This is a genomic window from Pseudoalteromonas sp. XMcav1-K (assembly GCF_044005875.1).
GTDB lineage: Bacteria > Pseudomonadota > Gammaproteobacteria > Enterobacterales > Alteromonadaceae > Pseudoalteromonas > Pseudoalteromonas spongiae.
This window is the reverse complement of record NZ_JBIPJE010000027.1, coordinates 1-18,345: the sequence shown is the minus strand read 5'-3', so window position 1 is coordinate 18,345 and position 18,345 is coordinate 1. Positions and strand designations below refer to the sequence as shown.

The 18,345-nt window shown below is 43.9% G+C and carries 13 protein-coding genes, 1 tRNA gene and 1 pseudogene; all 15 read left to right on the top strand.

Going from position 1 to position 18,345, the window contains the following annotated elements:
- Window positions 1-91, top strand: a pseudogene (locus ACHSBP_RS03545) (elongation factor Tu); the annotation flags it as partial.
- A gap of 261 nt (window positions 92-352) precedes the next feature.
- Window positions 353-2,434, top strand: coding sequence for an elongation factor G (fusA, locus tag ACHSBP_RS03540; RefSeq protein ID WP_010562292.1), 2,082 nt, complete (start codon window positions 353-355; stop codon window positions 2,432-2,434).
- 166 nt (window positions 2,435-2,600) lie between these two features.
- Window positions 2,601-2,677: transfer RNA gene (locus ACHSBP_RS03535), tRNA-Trp, on the top strand.
- A gap of 128 nt (window positions 2,678-2,805) precedes the next feature.
- The gene (gene secE / locus ACHSBP_RS03530; RefSeq protein ID WP_010562293.1) at window positions 2,806-3,183 is read left to right on the top strand and encodes a preprotein translocase subunit SecE; all 378 of its coding nucleotides are present in this window, start codon (window positions 2,806-2,808) and stop codon (window positions 3,181-3,183) included.
- A gap of 4 nt (window positions 3,184-3,187) precedes the next feature.
- On the top strand, window positions 3,188-3,745 hold the full coding sequence (gene nusG / locus ACHSBP_RS03525) for a transcription termination/antitermination protein NusG (protein ID WP_010562294.1): 558 nt from the start codon (window positions 3,188-3,190) through the stop codon (window positions 3,743-3,745).
- A 163-nt stretch (window positions 3,746-3,908) separates the two neighbouring features.
- Window positions 3,909-4,337 (top strand): 50S ribosomal protein L11, encoded by a 429-nt coding sequence (gene rplK, locus ACHSBP_RS03520; protein WP_010387320.1) that lies wholly within the window; start codon window positions 3,909-3,911, stop codon window positions 4,335-4,337.
- Window positions 4,338-4,343: 6 nt separating this feature from the next.
- Complete coding sequence (rplA, locus tag ACHSBP_RS03515; RefSeq protein ID WP_010562295.1) at window positions 4,344-5,048, top strand: 50S ribosomal protein L1; 705 nt, start codon at window positions 4,344-4,346, stop codon at window positions 5,046-5,048.
- Window positions 5,049-5,385: 337 nt separating this feature from the next.
- Window positions 5,386-5,880 (top strand): 50S ribosomal protein L10, encoded by a 495-nt coding sequence (gene rplJ, locus ACHSBP_RS03510; RefSeq protein WP_010562296.1) that lies wholly within the window; start codon window positions 5,386-5,388, stop codon window positions 5,878-5,880.
- Window positions 5,881-5,960: 80 nt separating this feature from the next.
- A complete protein-coding gene (gene rplL / locus ACHSBP_RS03505) occupies window positions 5,961-6,323 on the top strand; it encodes a 50S ribosomal protein L7/L12 (protein WP_010562297.1) in 363 nt (120 codons plus the stop codon).
- 267 nt (window positions 6,324-6,590) lie between these two features.
- Entirely contained in the window at window positions 6,591-10,616 is a 4,026-nt protein-coding gene (rpoB, locus tag ACHSBP_RS03500) for a DNA-directed RNA polymerase subunit beta (protein ID WP_010562298.1), read from the top strand.
- 111 nt (window positions 10,617-10,727) lie between these two features.
- Window positions 10,728-14,903 carry a DNA-directed RNA polymerase subunit beta' gene (gene rpoC, locus ACHSBP_RS03495; protein WP_038638981.1) on the top strand — a complete coding sequence of 1,392 codons (4,176 nt, stop codon included), beginning with the start codon at window positions 10,728-10,730 and terminating at the stop codon, window positions 14,901-14,903.
- Window positions 14,904-15,066: 163 nt separating this feature from the next.
- Window positions 15,067-15,441, top strand: coding sequence for a 30S ribosomal protein S12 (rpsL, locus tag ACHSBP_RS03490; protein ID WP_010562300.1), 375 nt, complete (start codon window positions 15,067-15,069; stop codon window positions 15,439-15,441).
- A 100-nt stretch (window positions 15,442-15,541) separates the two neighbouring features.
- Window positions 15,542-16,012: a 30S ribosomal protein S7 gene (gene rpsG / locus ACHSBP_RS03485; protein WP_010562301.1), complete on the top strand. Its 471-nt coding sequence runs from the start codon at window positions 15,542-15,544 to the stop codon at window positions 16,010-16,012.
- A gap of 27 nt (window positions 16,013-16,039) precedes the next feature.
- Window positions 16,040-18,157 (top strand): elongation factor G, encoded by a 2,118-nt coding sequence (gene fusA, locus ACHSBP_RS03480; RefSeq protein ID WP_010562302.1) that lies wholly within the window; start codon window positions 16,040-16,042, stop codon window positions 18,155-18,157.
- 61 nt (window positions 18,158-18,218) lie between these two features.
- Window positions 18,219-18,345, top strand: a 127-nt coding sequence (locus tag ACHSBP_RS03475; RefSeq protein ID WP_228553369.1) for a GTP-binding protein, incomplete at its 3' end; no start/stop codon positions are given.

Genomic DNA, 18,345 nt, shown 5'->3' with positions numbered 1-18,345 from the left:
TCCAATCGCGATGGACGAAGGTCTACGTTTCGCGATCCGTGAAGGTGGCCGTACAGTAGGTGCTGGTGTTGTAGCAACTATCGAAGACTAATTCTTGATAGTTAATGCATAAGCATTGAAAAACCCGCGTAAATTGTTACGCGGGTTTTTTTCATTTTTAACATTCGCAGTGGTGTTGTGCTTTTTTTGAACGTTGATTGTTCAAGCTGTAAACAGCTAAATGTGAAATTCAAAGCTTAAATAAGCTAAAAAATGTACATTTTATTGCTGTAAATAAGCCACTATTAGATGATGTTGTCATCAACTAGTGTTATACTCCGCGCGAAAAATTTTAATTAATTAGAGTAAAGAAATGGCTGATTTATCTAAGTACAGAAATATCGGTATTTTTGCCCACGTAGATGCGGGTAAAACGACTACAACAGAACGTATCCTTAAGTTAACTGGTAAAATCCACAAAACCGGTGAGGTTCACGATGGTGAATCAACAACTGACTTCATGGAACAGGAAGCTGAGCGTGGTATTACAATCCAGTCAGCAGCTGTAACGTGTGAGTGGAAAGGTCACCGTTTAAACGTTATCGATACTCCTGGACACGTTGACTTCACAGTTGAAGTATATCGTTCACTTAAAGTTCTTGACGGTGGTATCGGTGTATTCTGTGGTTCTGGTGGTGTTGAGCCTCAGTCAGAAACTAACTGGCGTTACGCTAACGAATCAGAAGTTGCTCGTTGTATCTTCGTAAACAAACTAGACCGTATGGGTGCTGACTTCTACCGCGTTGTAGGTCAAGTTGAGAAAGTACTTGGTGCAAACCCACTAGTTATGACACTACCAATTGGTATTGAAGACGAATTCTGTGGTGTTGTAGATGTTCTAGAGAAAAAAGCATACGTTTGGGATGAGACTGGTCTTCCTGAAAACTATGAAGTACAAGACGTTCCAGCTGACATGGTAGACAAAGTTGAAGAATACCATGAGATGCTAATCGAGTCTGCTGTTGAGCAAGACGACGACCTAATGGAAGCGTACATGGAAGGTGAAATCCCTTCACTAGAGCAAATCAAAGCGTGTATCCGTAAAGGTACTCGTGATCTAGCATTCTTCCCAACTTACTGTGGTTCTGCGTTCAAGAACAAAGGTATGCAGTTAGTACTAGATGCTGTTGTAGATTACCTACCATCACCAACTGAAGTTGATCCTCAGCCGTTAACTGATAAAGAAACTGGTGAGCCAACTGGTGAAGTTGCAACTGTTTCTGCAGACGAGCCACTAAAAGCGTTAGCGTTCAAAATCATGGACGACCGTTTCGGTGCACTTACGTTCATCCGTATCTACTCAGGTCGCATGAAGAAAGGTGATACAGTTCTTAACTCAGCAACTGGTAAAACAGAGCGTATCGGCCGTATGGTTGAGATGCAAGCTGACGACCGTAACGAAATCACTGAAGCGCAAGCGGGTGATATCATTGCTGTTGTAGGTATGAAGAACGTTCAAACAGGTCACACTCTATGTGATCCTAAGCACGAATGTACTCTTGAAGCGATGATCTTCCCTGATCCGGTAATCTCAATCGCTGTTGCACCTAAAGATAAAGGTGGTAACGAGAAGATGGGTATCGCTATCGGTAAGATGGTTGCAGAAGATCCGTCATTCCAGGTTGAAACTGACGAAGATTCAGGTGAAACAATCCTTAAAGGTATGGGTGAATTACACCTAGACATCAAGGTTGATATCCTTAAGCGTACATACGGTGTAGACCTAGTTGTTGGTCAGCCTCAGGTTGCTTACCGTGAAACTATCACGCAAGAAATCGAAGACAGCTACACACACAAGAAGCAATCAGGTGGTTCTGGTCAGTTCGGTAAGATCGATTACCGTATCAAGCCAGGCGAGCAAAACTCAGGCTTCACTTTCTCTTCATCAGTAGTTGGTGGTAACGTTCCTAAGGAATTCTGGCCAGCAGTTGAGAAAGGCTTCGCATCTATGATGGAAGAAGGTGTTCTTGCAGGCTTCCCAGTACTAGACGTTGAAGTTGAACTATTCGACGGTGCTTTCCACGCAGTTGACTCATCAGCAATCGCGTTCGAAATCGCTGCGAAAGGCGCATTCCGTCAGTCTATTCCAAAAGCAGGTCCTCAGCTTCTTGAGCCAATCATGAAAGTTGACGTGTTCACACCAGAAGACAACGTAGGTGACGTAATTGGTGACCTTAACCGTCGTCGTGGTATGATCAAAGACCAAGAAGCTGGCGCAATGGGCGTTCGCATCAAGGGTGAAGTACCGCTTTCAGAAATGTTCGGTTACATCGGTCACCTTCGTACAATTACTTCAGGTCGTGGTCAGTTCTCTATGGAGTTCTCACACTACGCTGCATGTCCAGCAAACGTAGCTGAGACAGTAATTGCTGAACAAAAAGAAAAGAATAAGTAATTAAACTTTTCTAAGTTCTGAAAAAACCCAGCATTTGCTGGGTTTTTTATTGCCACAAATAAAAAATTGCCGATCTTGAAAATCGCAAAGTTAAGATAATTGCTTAGTGGGCATCTTTTACCCTTGTTTTAAAAGAATTGGTCAGTATAATGGGCATCCACTTTGCAGGGGCGTAGTTCCAATTGGTAGAACAGCGGTCTCCAAAACCGACGGTTACGGGTTCGAGTCCTGTCGCCCCTGCCACTTTAATTCGAAGTCTAAACCTGATAGTTTATTTTCTTGTTACTAAGTAGATTATAAAGTTTGGATTTTAAGGATTAACCTCGTCTAAGCACCGGGGTTGTTGTGTCTGGTATTAAGGTAAATTAATTATGAGCGCAAATGTAGAAGCTCCATCAAGCTCAATGGATGCATTAAAATGGATTGTAGCAATTGCACTGCTAGCAGGCGCAGTTGTAGGCAATTACATGTTTGAAGATCAATCTGTATTATTACGTGCAGTTGGTGTAGTAGTAGCGATTGCCGCTGGTTTGGGCGTTGCCTCGTTAACGGGTAAAGGACGTGAGTTTATTGCGTTTGCCAAAGAAGCGAAGCTAGAAGTACGTAAAGTGGTGTGGCCAACACGCCAAGAGACGGTTCAAACAACGTTTATCGTAATGATTGCAACAGTAGTAATGGCGCTTATCCTTTGGGGTCTAGACGGTGCATTATTTAGAATTGTTGGCTTTTTAACTGGATTGGAGATCTGATCCCATGGCGGATGAGAACAAAGAAAAGAAACTACGTTGGTACGTAGTACAAGCATTTTCTGGTTTTGAGAAACGCGTAGCTCAAACAATTATTGAGCATATTAAAATCCAAGGCCTAGAAGACAGCTTCGGTGAGGTATTAGTACCGACTGAAGAAGTTGTAGAAATGAAATCAGGCCAAAAACGTCGTTCAGAGCGTAAGTTCTTCCCAGGCTATGTACTGGTAGAAATGGATATGAACGATGCGAGCTGGCACTTAGTAAATAGCACGCCACGTGTAATGGGTTTCATTGGCGGTACATCTGACCGTCCTGCGCCTATCAGCAAAAAAGAAGCTGATCGTATTCTTAACCGTCTGCAAGAAAATGCAGATGCACCTAAGCCGGCTACATTGTTTGAGCCAGGTGAAGTGGTACGTGTTATTGATGGTCCATTTGCTGACTTTAACGGTGTTGTTGAAGAAGTTGATTACGACCGCAGCCGCGTAAAAGTGTCTGTACTTATTTTTGGTCGTTCTACACCAGTAGAATTAGAATTTGGTCAGGTTGAAGCTGACAAATAATTCTTAAATGATCATATTGAAAAAGGCCGCTGGTTAATCTATAATCAGCGGCCTTTTGTTATCTGATGATAGCAAAAGCTAAGAATTTTTTAATTTTGGGAAGCCGCTTGAGTACGTGTCCTCGCACGCACAAGGCTAAGACCCATTAAATGAGGTTATTAAAATGGCAAAGAAAGTTGAAGCTCTAATCAAGCTACAAGTTGCTGCTGGTATGGCTAACCCTAGTCCTCCAGTAGGTCCTGCACTAGGTCAACATGGTGTTAACATCATGGAATTCTGTAAAGCGTTCAACGCACGTACAGAGTCTATCGAGAAAGGTGCACCGGTTCCTGTAATCATTTCTGTTTACAACGACCGTTCATTCACTTTTGATATGAAAACTCCACCTGCATCTTACCTTCTTAAGAAGGCTGCAGGTATCAAGTCTGGTTCTGGCCGTCCTAACACTGAGAAAGTTGGTACTGTAACACGTGCACAACTAGAAGAGATCGTTGAGACTAAACGTCCTGACCTTACTGCTGCTGATATGGACGCAGCTGTACGCACGATTGCAGGTTCTGCACGTGCAATGGGCTTGAATGTAGAAGGGTAATTGAGAATGGCTAAATTAACTAAGCGTATGCGCGTAATCCGCGAAAAAGTTGACGTAACTAAAGAGTACGAAATCAACGAAGCTGTTGCTCTTCTTAAAGAACTAGCTACTGCTAAATTCACTGAAAGTGTTGACGTTGCTGTAAACCTTGGCATCGACGCTCGTAAATCAGACCAAAACGTACGTGGTGCAACTGTACTACCACACGGTACTGGTCGTGAAGTACGCGTTGCTGTATTCACTCAAGGTGCAAACGCAGATGCTGCTAAAGAAGCTGGTGCTGATTTAGTAGGTATGGACGACCTTGCTGAGCAGGTTAAGAAAGGCGAAATGAACTTTGACGTTGTTGTTGCTTCTCCAGATGCAATGCGCGTTGTTGGTCAACTAGGTCAAATCCTAGGTCCACGTGGTCTTATGCCTAACCCTAAAACTGGTACTGTAACGCCTAACGTTGCAGAAGCAGTTAAAAACGCTAAAGCTGGTCAGGTTCGTTACCGCAACGACAAGAACGGTATTATCCACACTACTATCGGTAAAGTAGATTTTGATGCAAACCAACTTCAAGAAAACCTTGAAGCGTTAATCATCGCTCTTAAGAAGGCTAAGCCTTCTCAAGCGAAAGGTACTTTCCTTAAGAAAGTAAGCATCTCTACTACGATGGGTGCTGGTGTTGCTGTAGACCAAGCTACTCTAAATACTCAAGTAGTATAATTTAGAGAATAGCGTTTACATGGCGCAAAAATTAGACTATAATTTTGCGCCATTTTGTTGAGTTATGAAGTTTTCTTTAATTCAACAATAAAACCAAATTCGGGTTGGAGTCTATAATTTCGCGCTTGTTTCAAGCAAAAGCGATAAATTAGGCTTTCGTCCAAGACCGTAGGTGCAAACCATTAGGTGTGCTTAATCTCCTACGTAGACGGTGTGAATCCCCAGCAAGATTTTTCCTAATCTTCTGGCTCTCGCCGTAAAAAGCACTTTTAATCTTAATTTTGATTAAAAGATGAGTAAACAGGGGCTTGTCCCCATAGAACCAGGAGTAACACCCATGGCGTTAAATCTTCAAGACAAAAAAGCAATTGTTGCTGAAGTTAACGAAGCTGCCAAAGGTGCTCTTTCTGCAGTTGTTGCAGATTCTCGTGGTGTAACTGTAGATGCTATCACTGCCCTTCGTAAAGAAGCTCGTGAAGCAGGCGTTTGGATGAAGGTTGTTCGTAACACTTTAGCTAAACGTGCTGTTGAAGGTACTGATTATGAGTGTCTAAATGAGTCGCTAGTTGGTCCTAGCTTAATCGCTTTCTCTTCTGAGCACCCAGGTGCTGCAGCGCGTATCTTTAAAGATTTCGCGAAGAAGAATGAAAACTTTGAAGTTAAAACGGCCGCTTTTGAAGGTAACGTTGTAGACGCAGATATGCTTGCTACATTACCAACATACGACGAAGCAGTTGCACGCTTAATGAGCGCTATGAAAGAAGCGTCTGCTGGTAAATTGTGTAAAACAATTGAAGCAGTACGTGTACAGAAAGCTGAGCAAGCTGCTTAATTTTAAGCTGTTTTTTGTTCTTTTTCGGTGTAAAGTATTTTTTGAACCCTTAATGGTTCGTAATTATTAGGAAATTTGAAATGTCTGTATCTAAAGACCAAATCCTTGACGCTATTGCTGAAATGTCAGTAATGGAAGTTGTTGAACTAGTTGAAGCTATGGAAGAGAAGTTCGGCGTAACTGCAGCTGCTGCTGTTGTTGCTGCTGGTCCTGCTGAAGCTGCTGAAGAAAAGACTGAGTTCGACGTAATCTTAGCTGCTGCTGGCGGTAACAAAGTTGCTGCAATCAAAGCTGTACGTGGCGCAACTGGTCTTGGCCTTAAAGAAGCTAAGGCGCTTGTTGAGTCTGCTCCTGCACCAATCAAAGAAGGTGTATCTAAGGAAGAAGCTGAAGCACTTAAGAAAGATCTTGAAGAAGCTGGTGCTGAAGTTGAGATCAAGTAATCTAGCTTATGCTAGATTAGCTGCCTGACCAAAAATCAGGCAAGGGCTGGTGAATTTTTATTCACCGGCCTTTTTGCGCTGTAGAGCTCCGGCTTTGCAATCGCACAATAATTAGCTAAGTTGTTTAATTATTAGTTTTGCAACCAACTGATTTTTAATGTTTTTAGCTAATTAAAAAATTGGTGTTGCAGTATTGGCCACAGTGCCAAGTTAGTCTGTTCATTATTATGAGCAGTTGGGTCAAAAGTCAGCAAGCTGAGGAACCCCATGGCTTACTCTTATTCTGAAAAGAAACGTATCCGTAAGGATTTTGGTAAACGTCCACAAGTGTTGGATGTGCCGTTTCTACTGTCTACGCAGTTAGAATCCTTTAAAAAATTCTTAAGTCCGGACGCAGAAGGCAATCACGGCCTTGAAGCAGCATTCCGTTCTGTTTTCCCGATCAAAAGTTACTCGGGAAATTCTGAGCTACAATACGTAAGTTATCGTATTGGTGAGCCAGTATTTGATGTTAAAGAGTGTCAAATCCGCGGTGTGACTTATTCTGCACCATTACGCGTTAAGCTACGCTTAGTGCTAATGGACAAGGAAGCACCAGGCACAGTTAAAGACATTAAAGAGCAAGAAGTATACATGGGCGAAATTCCGCTCATGACCGATACAGGTACTTTTGTGATCAATGGTACTGAGCGTGTAATCGTTTCTCAGCTACATCGTTCACCAGGTGTATTCTTCGATAATGACCGTGGTAAAACGCACTCATCGGGTAAAGTTTTATATAATGCACGTGTTATTCCTTACCGTGGTTCTTGGTTAGATTTCGAATTCGATCCAAAAGATAACCTATTCGTACGTATCGACCGTCGTCGTAAACTGCCAGCGTCTATTATTTTACGCGCACTAGAATATTCAACTGAAGAAATTCTAGATATGTTCTTCGAAACTACAACGTTCGAAGTAGCAGACGGTAAAGTATTAATGGAACTTGTTCCATCACGTTTACGTGGTGAGACTGCGATCTTTGATATTAAAGATCCTTCTGGTGATGTGATTGTTGAATCAGGCCGTCGTATTACGGCGCGTCACATCAAACAACTAGAAAAGAACAACGTTACTCAGCTAGAAGTTCCGCACGAGTACATCATTGATCGTGTTGTAGCGAAAAACTACATCAACGAAGACACAGGTGAAATTGTAGCTGAAGCAAATGCTGAGCTGTCACTTGAGTTAATGGCTGAACTTGTTAAAGCTGGCTTTAACAAGATTGAAACACTGTATATCAACGAAGTTGATAGCGGTGCATACATGTCAGAAACTGTACGTGTTGACCCAACAAATGATCGTTTAGAAGCGCTTGTTGAAATCTACCGCATGATGCGTCCTGGTGAGCCACCAACGCGTGATGCAGCAGAAGCACTATTCGATAACTTATTCTTCTCTGAAGAGCGTTACGACCTATCACAAGTTGGTCGTATGAAATTCAACAGCCGTGTTGGCCACGAAGAAGGTTACGGTGCAGGTACACTAAGTAAAGAAGATATCGTTGCAGTTATGAAGGTTCTAATCGACATTCGTAACGGTAAAGGTGAGGTTGATGATATCGACCACTTAGGTAACCGTCGTATTCGTTCTGTGGGTGAAATGGCAGAAAACCAATTCCGTGTTGGTTTAGTACGTGTTGAGCGTGCAGTACGTGAGCGTTTAAGCTTAGGTGATCTTGATGCAGTAATGCCACAAGACCTAATCAATGCTAAGCCTATTTCTGCAGCGGTTAAAGAATTCTTCGGTTCATCGCAGTTATCTCAGTTTATGGACCAAAACAACCCGCTTTCAGAAGTAACGCACAAGCGTCGTATCTCTGCATTAGGTCCAGGTGGTCTAACGCGTGAGCGCGCAGGCTTCGAAGTACGTGACGTTCACGTAACTCACTACGGTCGTGTATGTCCAATCGAAACGCCTGAAGGTCCGAACATCGGTCTGATCAACTCGCTTTCAACATACGCACGTACTAACGACTATGGTTTCCTAGAAACGCCATACCGTAAAGTAATTGACGGCGTTGTAACTGACGAAGTTGATTACCTATCTGCAATCGAAGAAGGTCAGTTTGTAATTGCACAGGCAAACGCAAACTTAACAGAAGAAAACCGTTTTGTTGATGAGCAAATTCCATGTCGTCACAAAGGTGAATCAACCTTTATGCCTAGCGACAGCATCCAATATATGGATGTATCGCCACAACAGGTTATCTCAGTTGCAGCAGCACTTATCCCATTCCTAGAGCACGATGATGCGAACCGTGCACTAATGGGATCGAACATGCAACGTCAAGCAGTACCAACATTACGTGCAGATAAGCCGTTAGTAGGTACAGGTATCGAGCGTACACTTGCGAAAGATTCAGGTGTAACAATCGTTGCTAAGCGTGGTGGTGTAGTTGATTACGCTGATGCGAGCCGTATCGTTGTAAACGTAAATGAAGATGAGCGCGTTCCAGGTGAAGCGGGTATCGACATTTATAACCTAACTAAGTACACACGTTCTAACCAGAACACCTGTATCAACCAAAAACCAACGTGTATGGTTGGTGAGCCGGTTGTTCGTGGCGACGTACTTGCTGATGGTCCTTCGACAGACTTAGGTGACTTAGCACTAGGTCAAAACCTTCGCGTGGCATTCATGCCATGGAATGGTTATAACTTCGAGGATTCAATCTTACTATCAGAGCGCGTAGTTCAAGAAGATCGTCTAACCACGATTCATATTCAAGAACTTCAGTGTATCGCGCGTGATACCAAGTTAGGTCCAGAAGAAATTACAGCTGATATTCCTAACGTAGGTGAATCTGCACTTGGCAAACTTGATGAATCGGGTGTTGTATACATCGGTGCTGAAGTTAAAGGCGGTGACATCTTAGTTGGTAAAGTTACACCTAAAGGTGAAACGCAGCTAACTCCTGAAGAAAAGCTACTACGTGCTATCTTCGGTGAAAAAGCGTCTGACGTTAAAGACAGCTCATTACGTGTACCAAACTCAGTATCTGGTACAGTAATCGACGTTCAAGTATTTACTCGCGATGGTGTTGAAAAAGACAAGCGCGCACTTGAAATCGAAGAGATGCAAGTTCGTGAAGCGAAGAAAGACTTCAACGAAGAATTTAAGATCCTTGAAGAAGGTGTCTTAAGCCGTGCTCGCAAGCTACTTATTGCTGCTGGTATGGATGAAGCATCACTTGCAGGTCTTGCTGCAGACAAGCTACTAACGCAAAGCCTAGCTGATGAAGCACAACAAGGCGAGTTAGAGCAACTAGCTGAACAGTATGATGAATTAAAAGCTGATTACGACAAGCGCTTCGAAACTAAGCGTCGTAAGATCACACAAGGTGACGATTTAGCACCAGGTGTTCTTAAGATTGTTAAAGTTTACCTAGCTGTTAAACGTCGTATTCAACCGGGTGATAAGATGGCTGGTCGTCACGGTAACAAAGGTGTTATCTCGACAATCGTACCAGTAGAAGATATGCCTTACGATGACCGTGGTCGTACCGTAGACATCGTTCTTAACCCGCTAGGTGTACCATCACGTATGAACATCGGTCAGATCTTAGAAACACACATGGGTCTGGCTGCTCGTGGTATTGGTGAGCGCTTAGAAGACATGATGAAAGAACAGCGTGAACTTCACGAATTACGTGAATTCATTGCTAAAGCTTACGCATTAGGTGACTGTCGTCAGAAAGTTGATATTGCAAGCTTCTCTGATGATGAAATCCGTCGCTTAGCTGAAAACCTAAAAGGCGGTTTACCAATCGCAACTCCAGCGTTTGACGGTGCAAAAGAAAGTGAAATCAAAGAACTACTTGAGCTAGGTGGATACCCTTCAAGTGGTCAGGTAACACTTTATGACGGTCGTACTGGTGATGAGTTTGAGCGTAAAGTAACTGTAGGTTACATGTACATGCTGAAACTAAACCACTTAGTAGATGACAAGATGCACGCTCGTTCGACTGGTTCTTACAGCCTAGTAACTCAGCAGCCACTTGGTGGTAAAGCTCAGTTCGGTGGTCAGCGTTTCGGTGAGATGGAGGTATGGGCACTAGAAGCATACGGTGCTGCTTACACGCTACAGGAAATGCTTACTGTTAAGTCGGATGACGTTAACGGTCGTACTAAGATGTATAAGAACATCGTAGACGGAAACCACAAGATGGAACCTGGTATGCCAGAATCGTTCAACGTATTGTTGAAAGAGATCCGCTCACTAGGTATCAACATCGAGCTGGAAGAAGAATAAGCCGATTAGGCGCTACTTTGTAGATACAGAGCAAAGCGCCTTTCGCGAACGAATAGCTGGGGTGGCTAAAATGGACCGCCCCCAAGATTAACCTCCTTTAGGAGAGCTAAGGTGAAAGACTTACTTAAGTTTCTGAAGCAACAAAACAAGACCGAAGAGTTTGATGCGATCCGCATCGGTCTAGCTTCGCCAGATATGGTACGTTCATGGTCATTTGGTGAGGTAAAGAAACCTGAGACAATCAACTACCGTACTTTCAAGCCTGAGCGCGACGGCTTATTCTGTGCTCGTATTTTCGGCCCAGTAAAAGACTATGAGTGTTTATGTGGTAAATATAAGCGCTTAAAGCACCGTGGTGTTATTTGTGAAAAGTGTGGCGTAGAAGTTACATTAACTAAGGTTCGTCGTGACCGTATGGGTCATATCGAGCTAGCTAGCCCTGTAGCGCACATTTGGTTCCTTAAATCATTACCGTCTCGTATCGGCCTAATGTTAGACATGACATTACGTGATATCGAGCGCGTACTTTACTTCGAATCATTCGTAGTAACAGAGCCAGGTATGACAACGCTTGAGCGTGGTCAGCTATTAGGTGAAGAAGAATACCTAGATGCATTAGAAGAGCACGGTGATGAGTTCGAAGCTAAGATGGGTGCAGAAGCTGTACTTGATCTACTTCGTGACCTTGACCTTGGTCAGCTAATTGCAGAAATGCGCGAAGAGTTACCAACAATTAACTCTGAAACTAAGCGTAAGAAGATCACTAAGCGTCTTAAACTGATGGAATCATTCCACCAATCAGGTAACAACCCTGAGTGGATGATCATGACTGTATTACCAGTTCTTCCACCAGATCTACGTCCACTAGTACCACTAGATGGCGGTCGTTTTGCTACATCTGATCTGAACGATTTATACCGTCGTGTAATCAACCGTAACAACCGTCTGAAGCGTCTTTTAGACTTAGCTGCACCAGACATTATCGTACGCAACGAAAAGCGTATGTTACAAGAAGCGGTAGATGCACTACTTGATAACGGTCGTCGCGGTCGTGCGATCACAGGTTCTAACAAGCGTCCACTTAAGTCGCTTGCAGACATGATCAAAGGTAAGCAAGGTCGTTTCCGTCAAAACCTTCTTGGTAAGCGTGTTGACTACTCAGGTCGTTCTGTAATCACTGTAGGTCCTACACTGAAACTACACCAGTGTGGTCTTCCTAAGAAAATGGCACTCGAGCTATTCAAGCCATTTATCTACGGTAAATTAGAGCGCCGCGGTATGGCGACTACTATCAAAGCTGCGAAGAAGATGGTAGAGCGAGAAGTACCGGAAGTTTGGGATATCCTAGATGAAGTAATTCGTGAGCACCCGGTTCTACTTAACCGTGCACCAACACTTCACCGTCTTGGTATCCAGGCGTTTGAACCAGTATTAATCGAAGGTAAAGCGATTCACCTACACCCATTAGTGTGTGCGGCATATAACGCTGACTTCGATGGTGACCAAATGGCGGTACACGTACCGTTAACATTAGAAGCACAGCTAGAAGCACGTGCGCTAATGATGTCAACCAACAACATTCTTTCACCAGCGAACGGTGAGCCAATCATCGTACCTTCACAGGACGTTGTATTAGGTCTTTACTACATGACACGCGATCGCATTAATGCGAACGGTGAAGGTTTAGTATTCAAAGACGCGAAAGAAGCTGAGAAAGCATACCGCACAGGTGTTGCTGACTTACACGCACGCGTTAAAGTTCGTTTAACTGAAACGGTTATCAGTGAAGAAGGCGACAAGAGCGAAATTACACACCTAGTTGAAACAACAGTAGGTCGTGCAATTTTCTCACTAATTATGCCTGAAGGCTTACCATTTGAACTTGTTAACAAGGCAATGGGTAAGAAGCAGATTTCAGGTCTTCTTAACGAGTGTTACCGTCGTCTAGGTCTAAAAGACACAGTAGTGTTTGCTGACCAAGTAATGTACACAGGTTTCCACTACGCGATGAAGTCGGGTGTTTCTATCGGTATTAACGATATGGAAATCCCACCAGTTAAAGCTGAAATCATCGACGCAGCTGAAGCAGAAGTTAACGAAATCAACCAACAGTTCCAGTCTGGTCTTGTAACTGCGGGTGAAAAGTACAACAAAGTTATCGATATCTGGTCACGTGTAAATGAAAACTTATCACGTGAAATGATGGCAAACTTATCAAAAGATACTGTAATCAACGCGGAAGGTGTTGAGGAAGAGCAAGACTCATTCAACTCAGTATTTATGATGGCCGACTCAGGTGCACGTGGTAGCGCCGCTCAGATCCGTCAGTTAGCGGGTATGCGTGGTCTAATGGCACGTCCAGATGGTTCAATCATCGAAACACCAATCACGGCGAACTTCCGTGAAGGTCTAAACGTACTACAGTACTTCATCTCGACGCACGGTGCGCGTAAAGGTCTTGCCGATACAGCACTTAAGACAGCGAACTCGGGTTACCTAACGCGTCGTCTAGTAGACGTTGCACAAGACTTAGTAATCAACGAGCAAGACTGTGGTACTGAAGATGGTCTAACAATGAAGCCACTAATTGAAGGTGGTGACGTTGTTGAGCCGCTACGCGAGCGTGTATTAGGTCGTGTAGTTGCTGAAGACGTATTAAAGCCAGGTACTGAAGAAGTACTTGTTGAGCGTAACGTAATGCTTGACGAAAAACTGTGTGACCTTCTAGAAGAGAACTCAGTGGACGAAGTACGCGTACGTTCAGTTATCACATGTGATAACGACTTCGGTGTATGTGCTAATTGTTACGGTCGTGACCTTGCACGTGGTCACCTAATTAACCCAGGTGAATCAGTAGGTGTTATCGCAGCTCAATCAATCGGTGAGCCGGGTACACAGCTTACGATGCGTACCTTCCACATCGGTGGTGCGGCATCTCGAGCGTCTGCAGAGAACAGCGTACAAGTTAAGAACAACGGTAGCTTGAAGCTACACAACGCGAAATACGTTCTTAACTCAGATGGTAAGATTGTAATCACATCTCGTTCAACTGAAATCACAGTTATCGACGAGCACGGTCGTGAGAAAGAGCGTTATAAAGTACCTTACGGTGCGGTTCTTTCAGTACAAGATGGTGCTGAAGTTGCTGGTAACGATATCGTTGCGACATGGGATCCGCATAGTCACCCAATCATTGTTGAGCACGAATCAAAAGTTCAGTTCAGCGACATTGATGACTCAAACGTAGAATCGCAAACAGATGAGCTTACTGGTCTTACGCGTATGGTTGTTAAAGACCTTGCGAAAGTTAACGCGAAAGAGCCTAAGTTAATCATTGAAAATGATGAGCGCGGTCTTCAAGAAATTCGTATTCCTTCATTCACTACAATTGAAGTGACTGATGGTTCAACGGTTGCGGCTGGTGCGGTATTAGCACGTATCCCGCAAGAAGGTTCGAAGACACGCGATATCACCGGTGGTCTACCTCGAGTTGCTGACTTATTTGAAGCGCGTAAGCCGAAAGATCCAGCAATTCTTGCAGAAATCACAGGTACAGTTAGTTTCGGTAAAGAAACTAAAGGTAAGAAACGCTTAGTTATTACACCAGAGCAAGGTGATGCATACGAAGAGATGATTCCTAAATGGCGTCAGCTTAACGTGTTCGAAGGTGAATCAGTATCGAAAGGTGAAGTTATCGCCGACGGTCCAGAGTCACCACACGATATCCTTCGCCTACGTGGTGTAACTGATGTTGCTAACTACATCGTAAACGAAGTACAAGAAGTATACCGTTTACAAGGTGTAAAAATTAACGATAAGCACATCGAAACTATCATTCGTCAGATGATCCGTAAGTGCATCATCCTAGACGGTGGTGATACAGAATTCCTAGCAGGTGAACAAGTTGAAGTGGCGCGCGTAAATATCGCAAACCGTGATCTTGAAGAGCAAGGTAAGATTCCAGCTAAATATGAAATTCAGCTAATGGGTATTACTAAAGCATCACTTGCGACAGAATCATTCATTTCTGCAGCATCATTCCAGGAGACAACTCGTGTTCTTACTGATGCAGCGGTAAATGGTAAGAGCGATGAATTACGTGGTCTTAAAGAAAACGTAATTGTAGGTCGCTTGATTCCGGCGGGTACTGGTTTTGCCTACCACCAAGACCGTATCAATCGTCGCAAACAAGGTGAAAGTGTTGAAGAGCAAACAGTTAGTGTAGATGAAGCATCACAAGCACTAACTGATGCACTTAATGCTGGCATCGAAGGCGAGCAAGAATAACCTTAATCGCAACTCGCACATATAGCCTAAATTTCGGGCTATATGTGCAGTTTATGTTGACAGGTTAAACTTTGCTCATTAAAATTCCGCCACCCTTTTGCTCAGTGAAGTAAAAGGTCGGATTTTTTTCAGTAGTTTAGTTTAATTTATTAGGAGCTATTTAATGGCAACTATCAACCAGCTAGTGCGTAAGCCACGTCGCAGCAAGGTTAAATCAAATAACTCAGCTGCGCTTAAGGCTTGTCCTCAAAAGCGTGGCGTATGTACTCGTGTATATACAACAACACCTAAGAAACCAAACTCGGCTCTACGTAAAGTAGCGCGTGTTCGTTTAACGAACGGTTTCGAAGTAACTTCATACATCGGTGGTGAAGGTCACAACCTTCAAGAGCACAGTGTAATTCTTATCCGTGGTGGTCGTGTTAAAGACTTACCAGGTGTACGTTTCCACACTGTTCGCGGTGCACTTGACTGTGCAGGCGTTAACGACCGTCGTCAAGGTCGTTCTAAGTACGGTGCTAAGCGCCCTAAGGGCTAATGGTTCTCCGTTAGTAAGGCCAAGCACTTAAATTTGTAATTAATATTGTTTTGGGGATTCGCTGAAGTAAAGCGAACCTGAAGAAATCGGAGAGATTAAAATGCCTAGAAGACGCGTAATAGGTCAACGTAAAATTCTTCCAGATCCGAAGTTCGGATCAGAGCTTCTTGCTAAATTCGTTAACGTAGTAATGTTAGACGGTAAGAAGTCAACTGCTGAAAAAATCGTATATGGTGCGCTAGACGTGGCTGCTGAGAAATCAGGCAAGTCGCACCTAGAAATCTTCGAATCGGCACTTGAAAATGTTCGCCCACAGGTAGAGGTTAAATCTCGCCGTGTTGGTGGTTCAACATACCAAGTACCAGTAGAAGTACGCCCAGTTCGTCGCAACGCATTAGGTATGCGTTGGTTAGTTGAAGCAGCTCGTAAGCGTGGTGAAAAATCAATGGGCTTACGTCTTGCACAAGAAATGATTGATGCTGCTGAAAACAAAGGCACTGCGGTTAAGAAACGTGAAGACGTTCACCGTATGGCTGAAGCGAACAAGGCATTCGCTCACTACCGTTGGTAGTAAGCTCTTAAGTTTTAAGAGGATATTATGGCACGTACAACTCCAATTGAGCGTTATCGCAATATCGGTATTTGTGCCCACGTAGATGCGGGTAAAACCACCACTACAGAACGTGTTCTTTTCTACACCGGTCTTAGTCATAAGATCGGTGAAGTTCACGACGGTGCCGCAACTATGGACTGGATGGAGCAGGAGCAAGAGCGTGGTATCACGATCACTTCTGCTGCAACTACATGTTTCTGGAAAGGTATGGACGCTCAGTTCGAAGACCACCGTATCAATATTATTGATACGCCAGGACACGTAGACTTCACTATCGAAGTAGAGCGTTCTTTACGCGTACTCGATGGTGCGGTTGTAGTACTTTGTGCTTCATCTGGTGTCCAGCCACAAACGGAAACGGTGTGGCGACAAGCAAATAAATATGAAGTACCACGCATGATCTTTGTTAATAAGATGGACCGCGTAGGTGCTGACTTCTTGATGGTAGTTGAGCAGGTTAAGAGCCGTTTAGGCGCTGTACCTGTACCAATCCAACTTGCTATCGGTGCTGAAGACGACTTCAAAGGAGTCGTTGATCTTATCAAGATGAAAGCGATTAACTGGTCTGAAGAAGACCAGGGCATGAGCTTCACTTACGAAGATATTCCTGCTGACCTTCAAGACCTTGCTGAAGAATGGCGTGCTCATTTAGTTGAGTCTGCTGCTGAAGCAAACGAAGAGTTAATGGAAAAGTACCTAGAAGATGGTGAATTAACGGAAGAAGAAATCAAAGCAGCAATTCGTCAACGTACGCTTGCGAACGAAATCGTTCCAATGGCCTGTGGTTCTGCATTTAAGAACAAAGGTGTACAAGCGGTACTTGATGCTGTGATTGAATTCATGCCGTCACCAACTGAAGTTAAGCAAATCCAAGGTGTTTTAGACGACGGCGAGACAGAAGAAGAACGTCCTGCTGATGACAATGCACCATTTGCGGCGCTTGCATTTAAAATTGCAACCGACCCATTTGTTGGAACGCTAACTTTCTTCCGCGTTTACTCAGGTGTTGTAGCCACTGGTGATACAGTTTACAACCCAGTTAAAGCTAAACGCGAGCGTTTTGGTCGTATTGTGCAAATGCACTCAAATGACCGTCAAGAGATTAAAGAAGTTCGCGCTGGCGACATCGCGGCAGCAATTGGTCTGAAAGATGTAACAACAGGTGACACTCTGTGTTCACTTGATTCGCACATTACACTTGAGCGTATGGAATTCCCTGAGCCAGTAATTTCAGTAGCGGTAGAACCGCGCACCAAAGCTGACCAAGAAAAAATGGGTATCGCGTTAGGTAAACTAGCGGCTGAAGATCCATCTTTCCGTGTCGAAACAGATGAAGAATCAGGCCAGACCATCATTTCAGGAATGGGCGAACTTCACTTAGATATTATCGTTGATCGTATGAAACGTGAATTCAGCGTTGAATGTAACGTTGGTAAACCTCAGGTTGCGTATCGTGAAGCTATCCGCTCAACTGTTGAAGTTGAAGGTAAGTTTGTACGTCAGTCTGGTGGTCGCGGACAATATGGTCACGTTTGGCTGAAACTTGAGCCAATGGACTTTACGGAAGAAGATGCTGAAAACTTCGAATTCGTTAACGAAATCGTTGGTGGCGCTGTTCCAAAAGAGTACATTCCTGCGGTAGAAAAAGGTGTTGCTGAGCAAATGCAAAATGGTGTATTAGCTGGCTTCCCTGTATTAGGCGTTAAAGCGACGCTATATGATGGTTCATTCCATGATGTAGACTCGAATGAAATGGCGTTTAAGATCGCAGGTTCTATGGCATTCAAGAAAGGTGCGCTTGAAGCGAACCCAGCCTTATTAGAACCGGTTATGAAGGTTGAAGTTATCACCCCTGAAGAAAACATGGGTGATGTAGTAGGCGACCTAAACCGTCGTCGCGGTATGATCGAAGGCATGGACGAAGCGCCAGGTGGTCTTAAGCAAGTAAACGCACAAGTGCCGCTTGCTGAGATGTTCGGTTATGCAACAGACCTTCGTTCTGCAACACAAGGGCGTGCTTCGTACTCGATGGAATTCCTCAAGTACGCAGAAGCATCTTCAAATGTTGCAGACGCAATTATTGCAGCTCGCGCTGTTAAGTAATTTTAGTTCGGTCCGATTCATGTGGGATCGGACTTTAATTTCTTTATAGGAATTTAAGAAAATGGCAAAAGAAAAGTTTGAACGTTCGAAACCGCACGTAAACGTAGGTACAATCGGCCACGTTGACCACGGTAAAACAACTCTAACAGCAGCAATCACTAACGTACTTGCAAAAGTATACGGTGGTG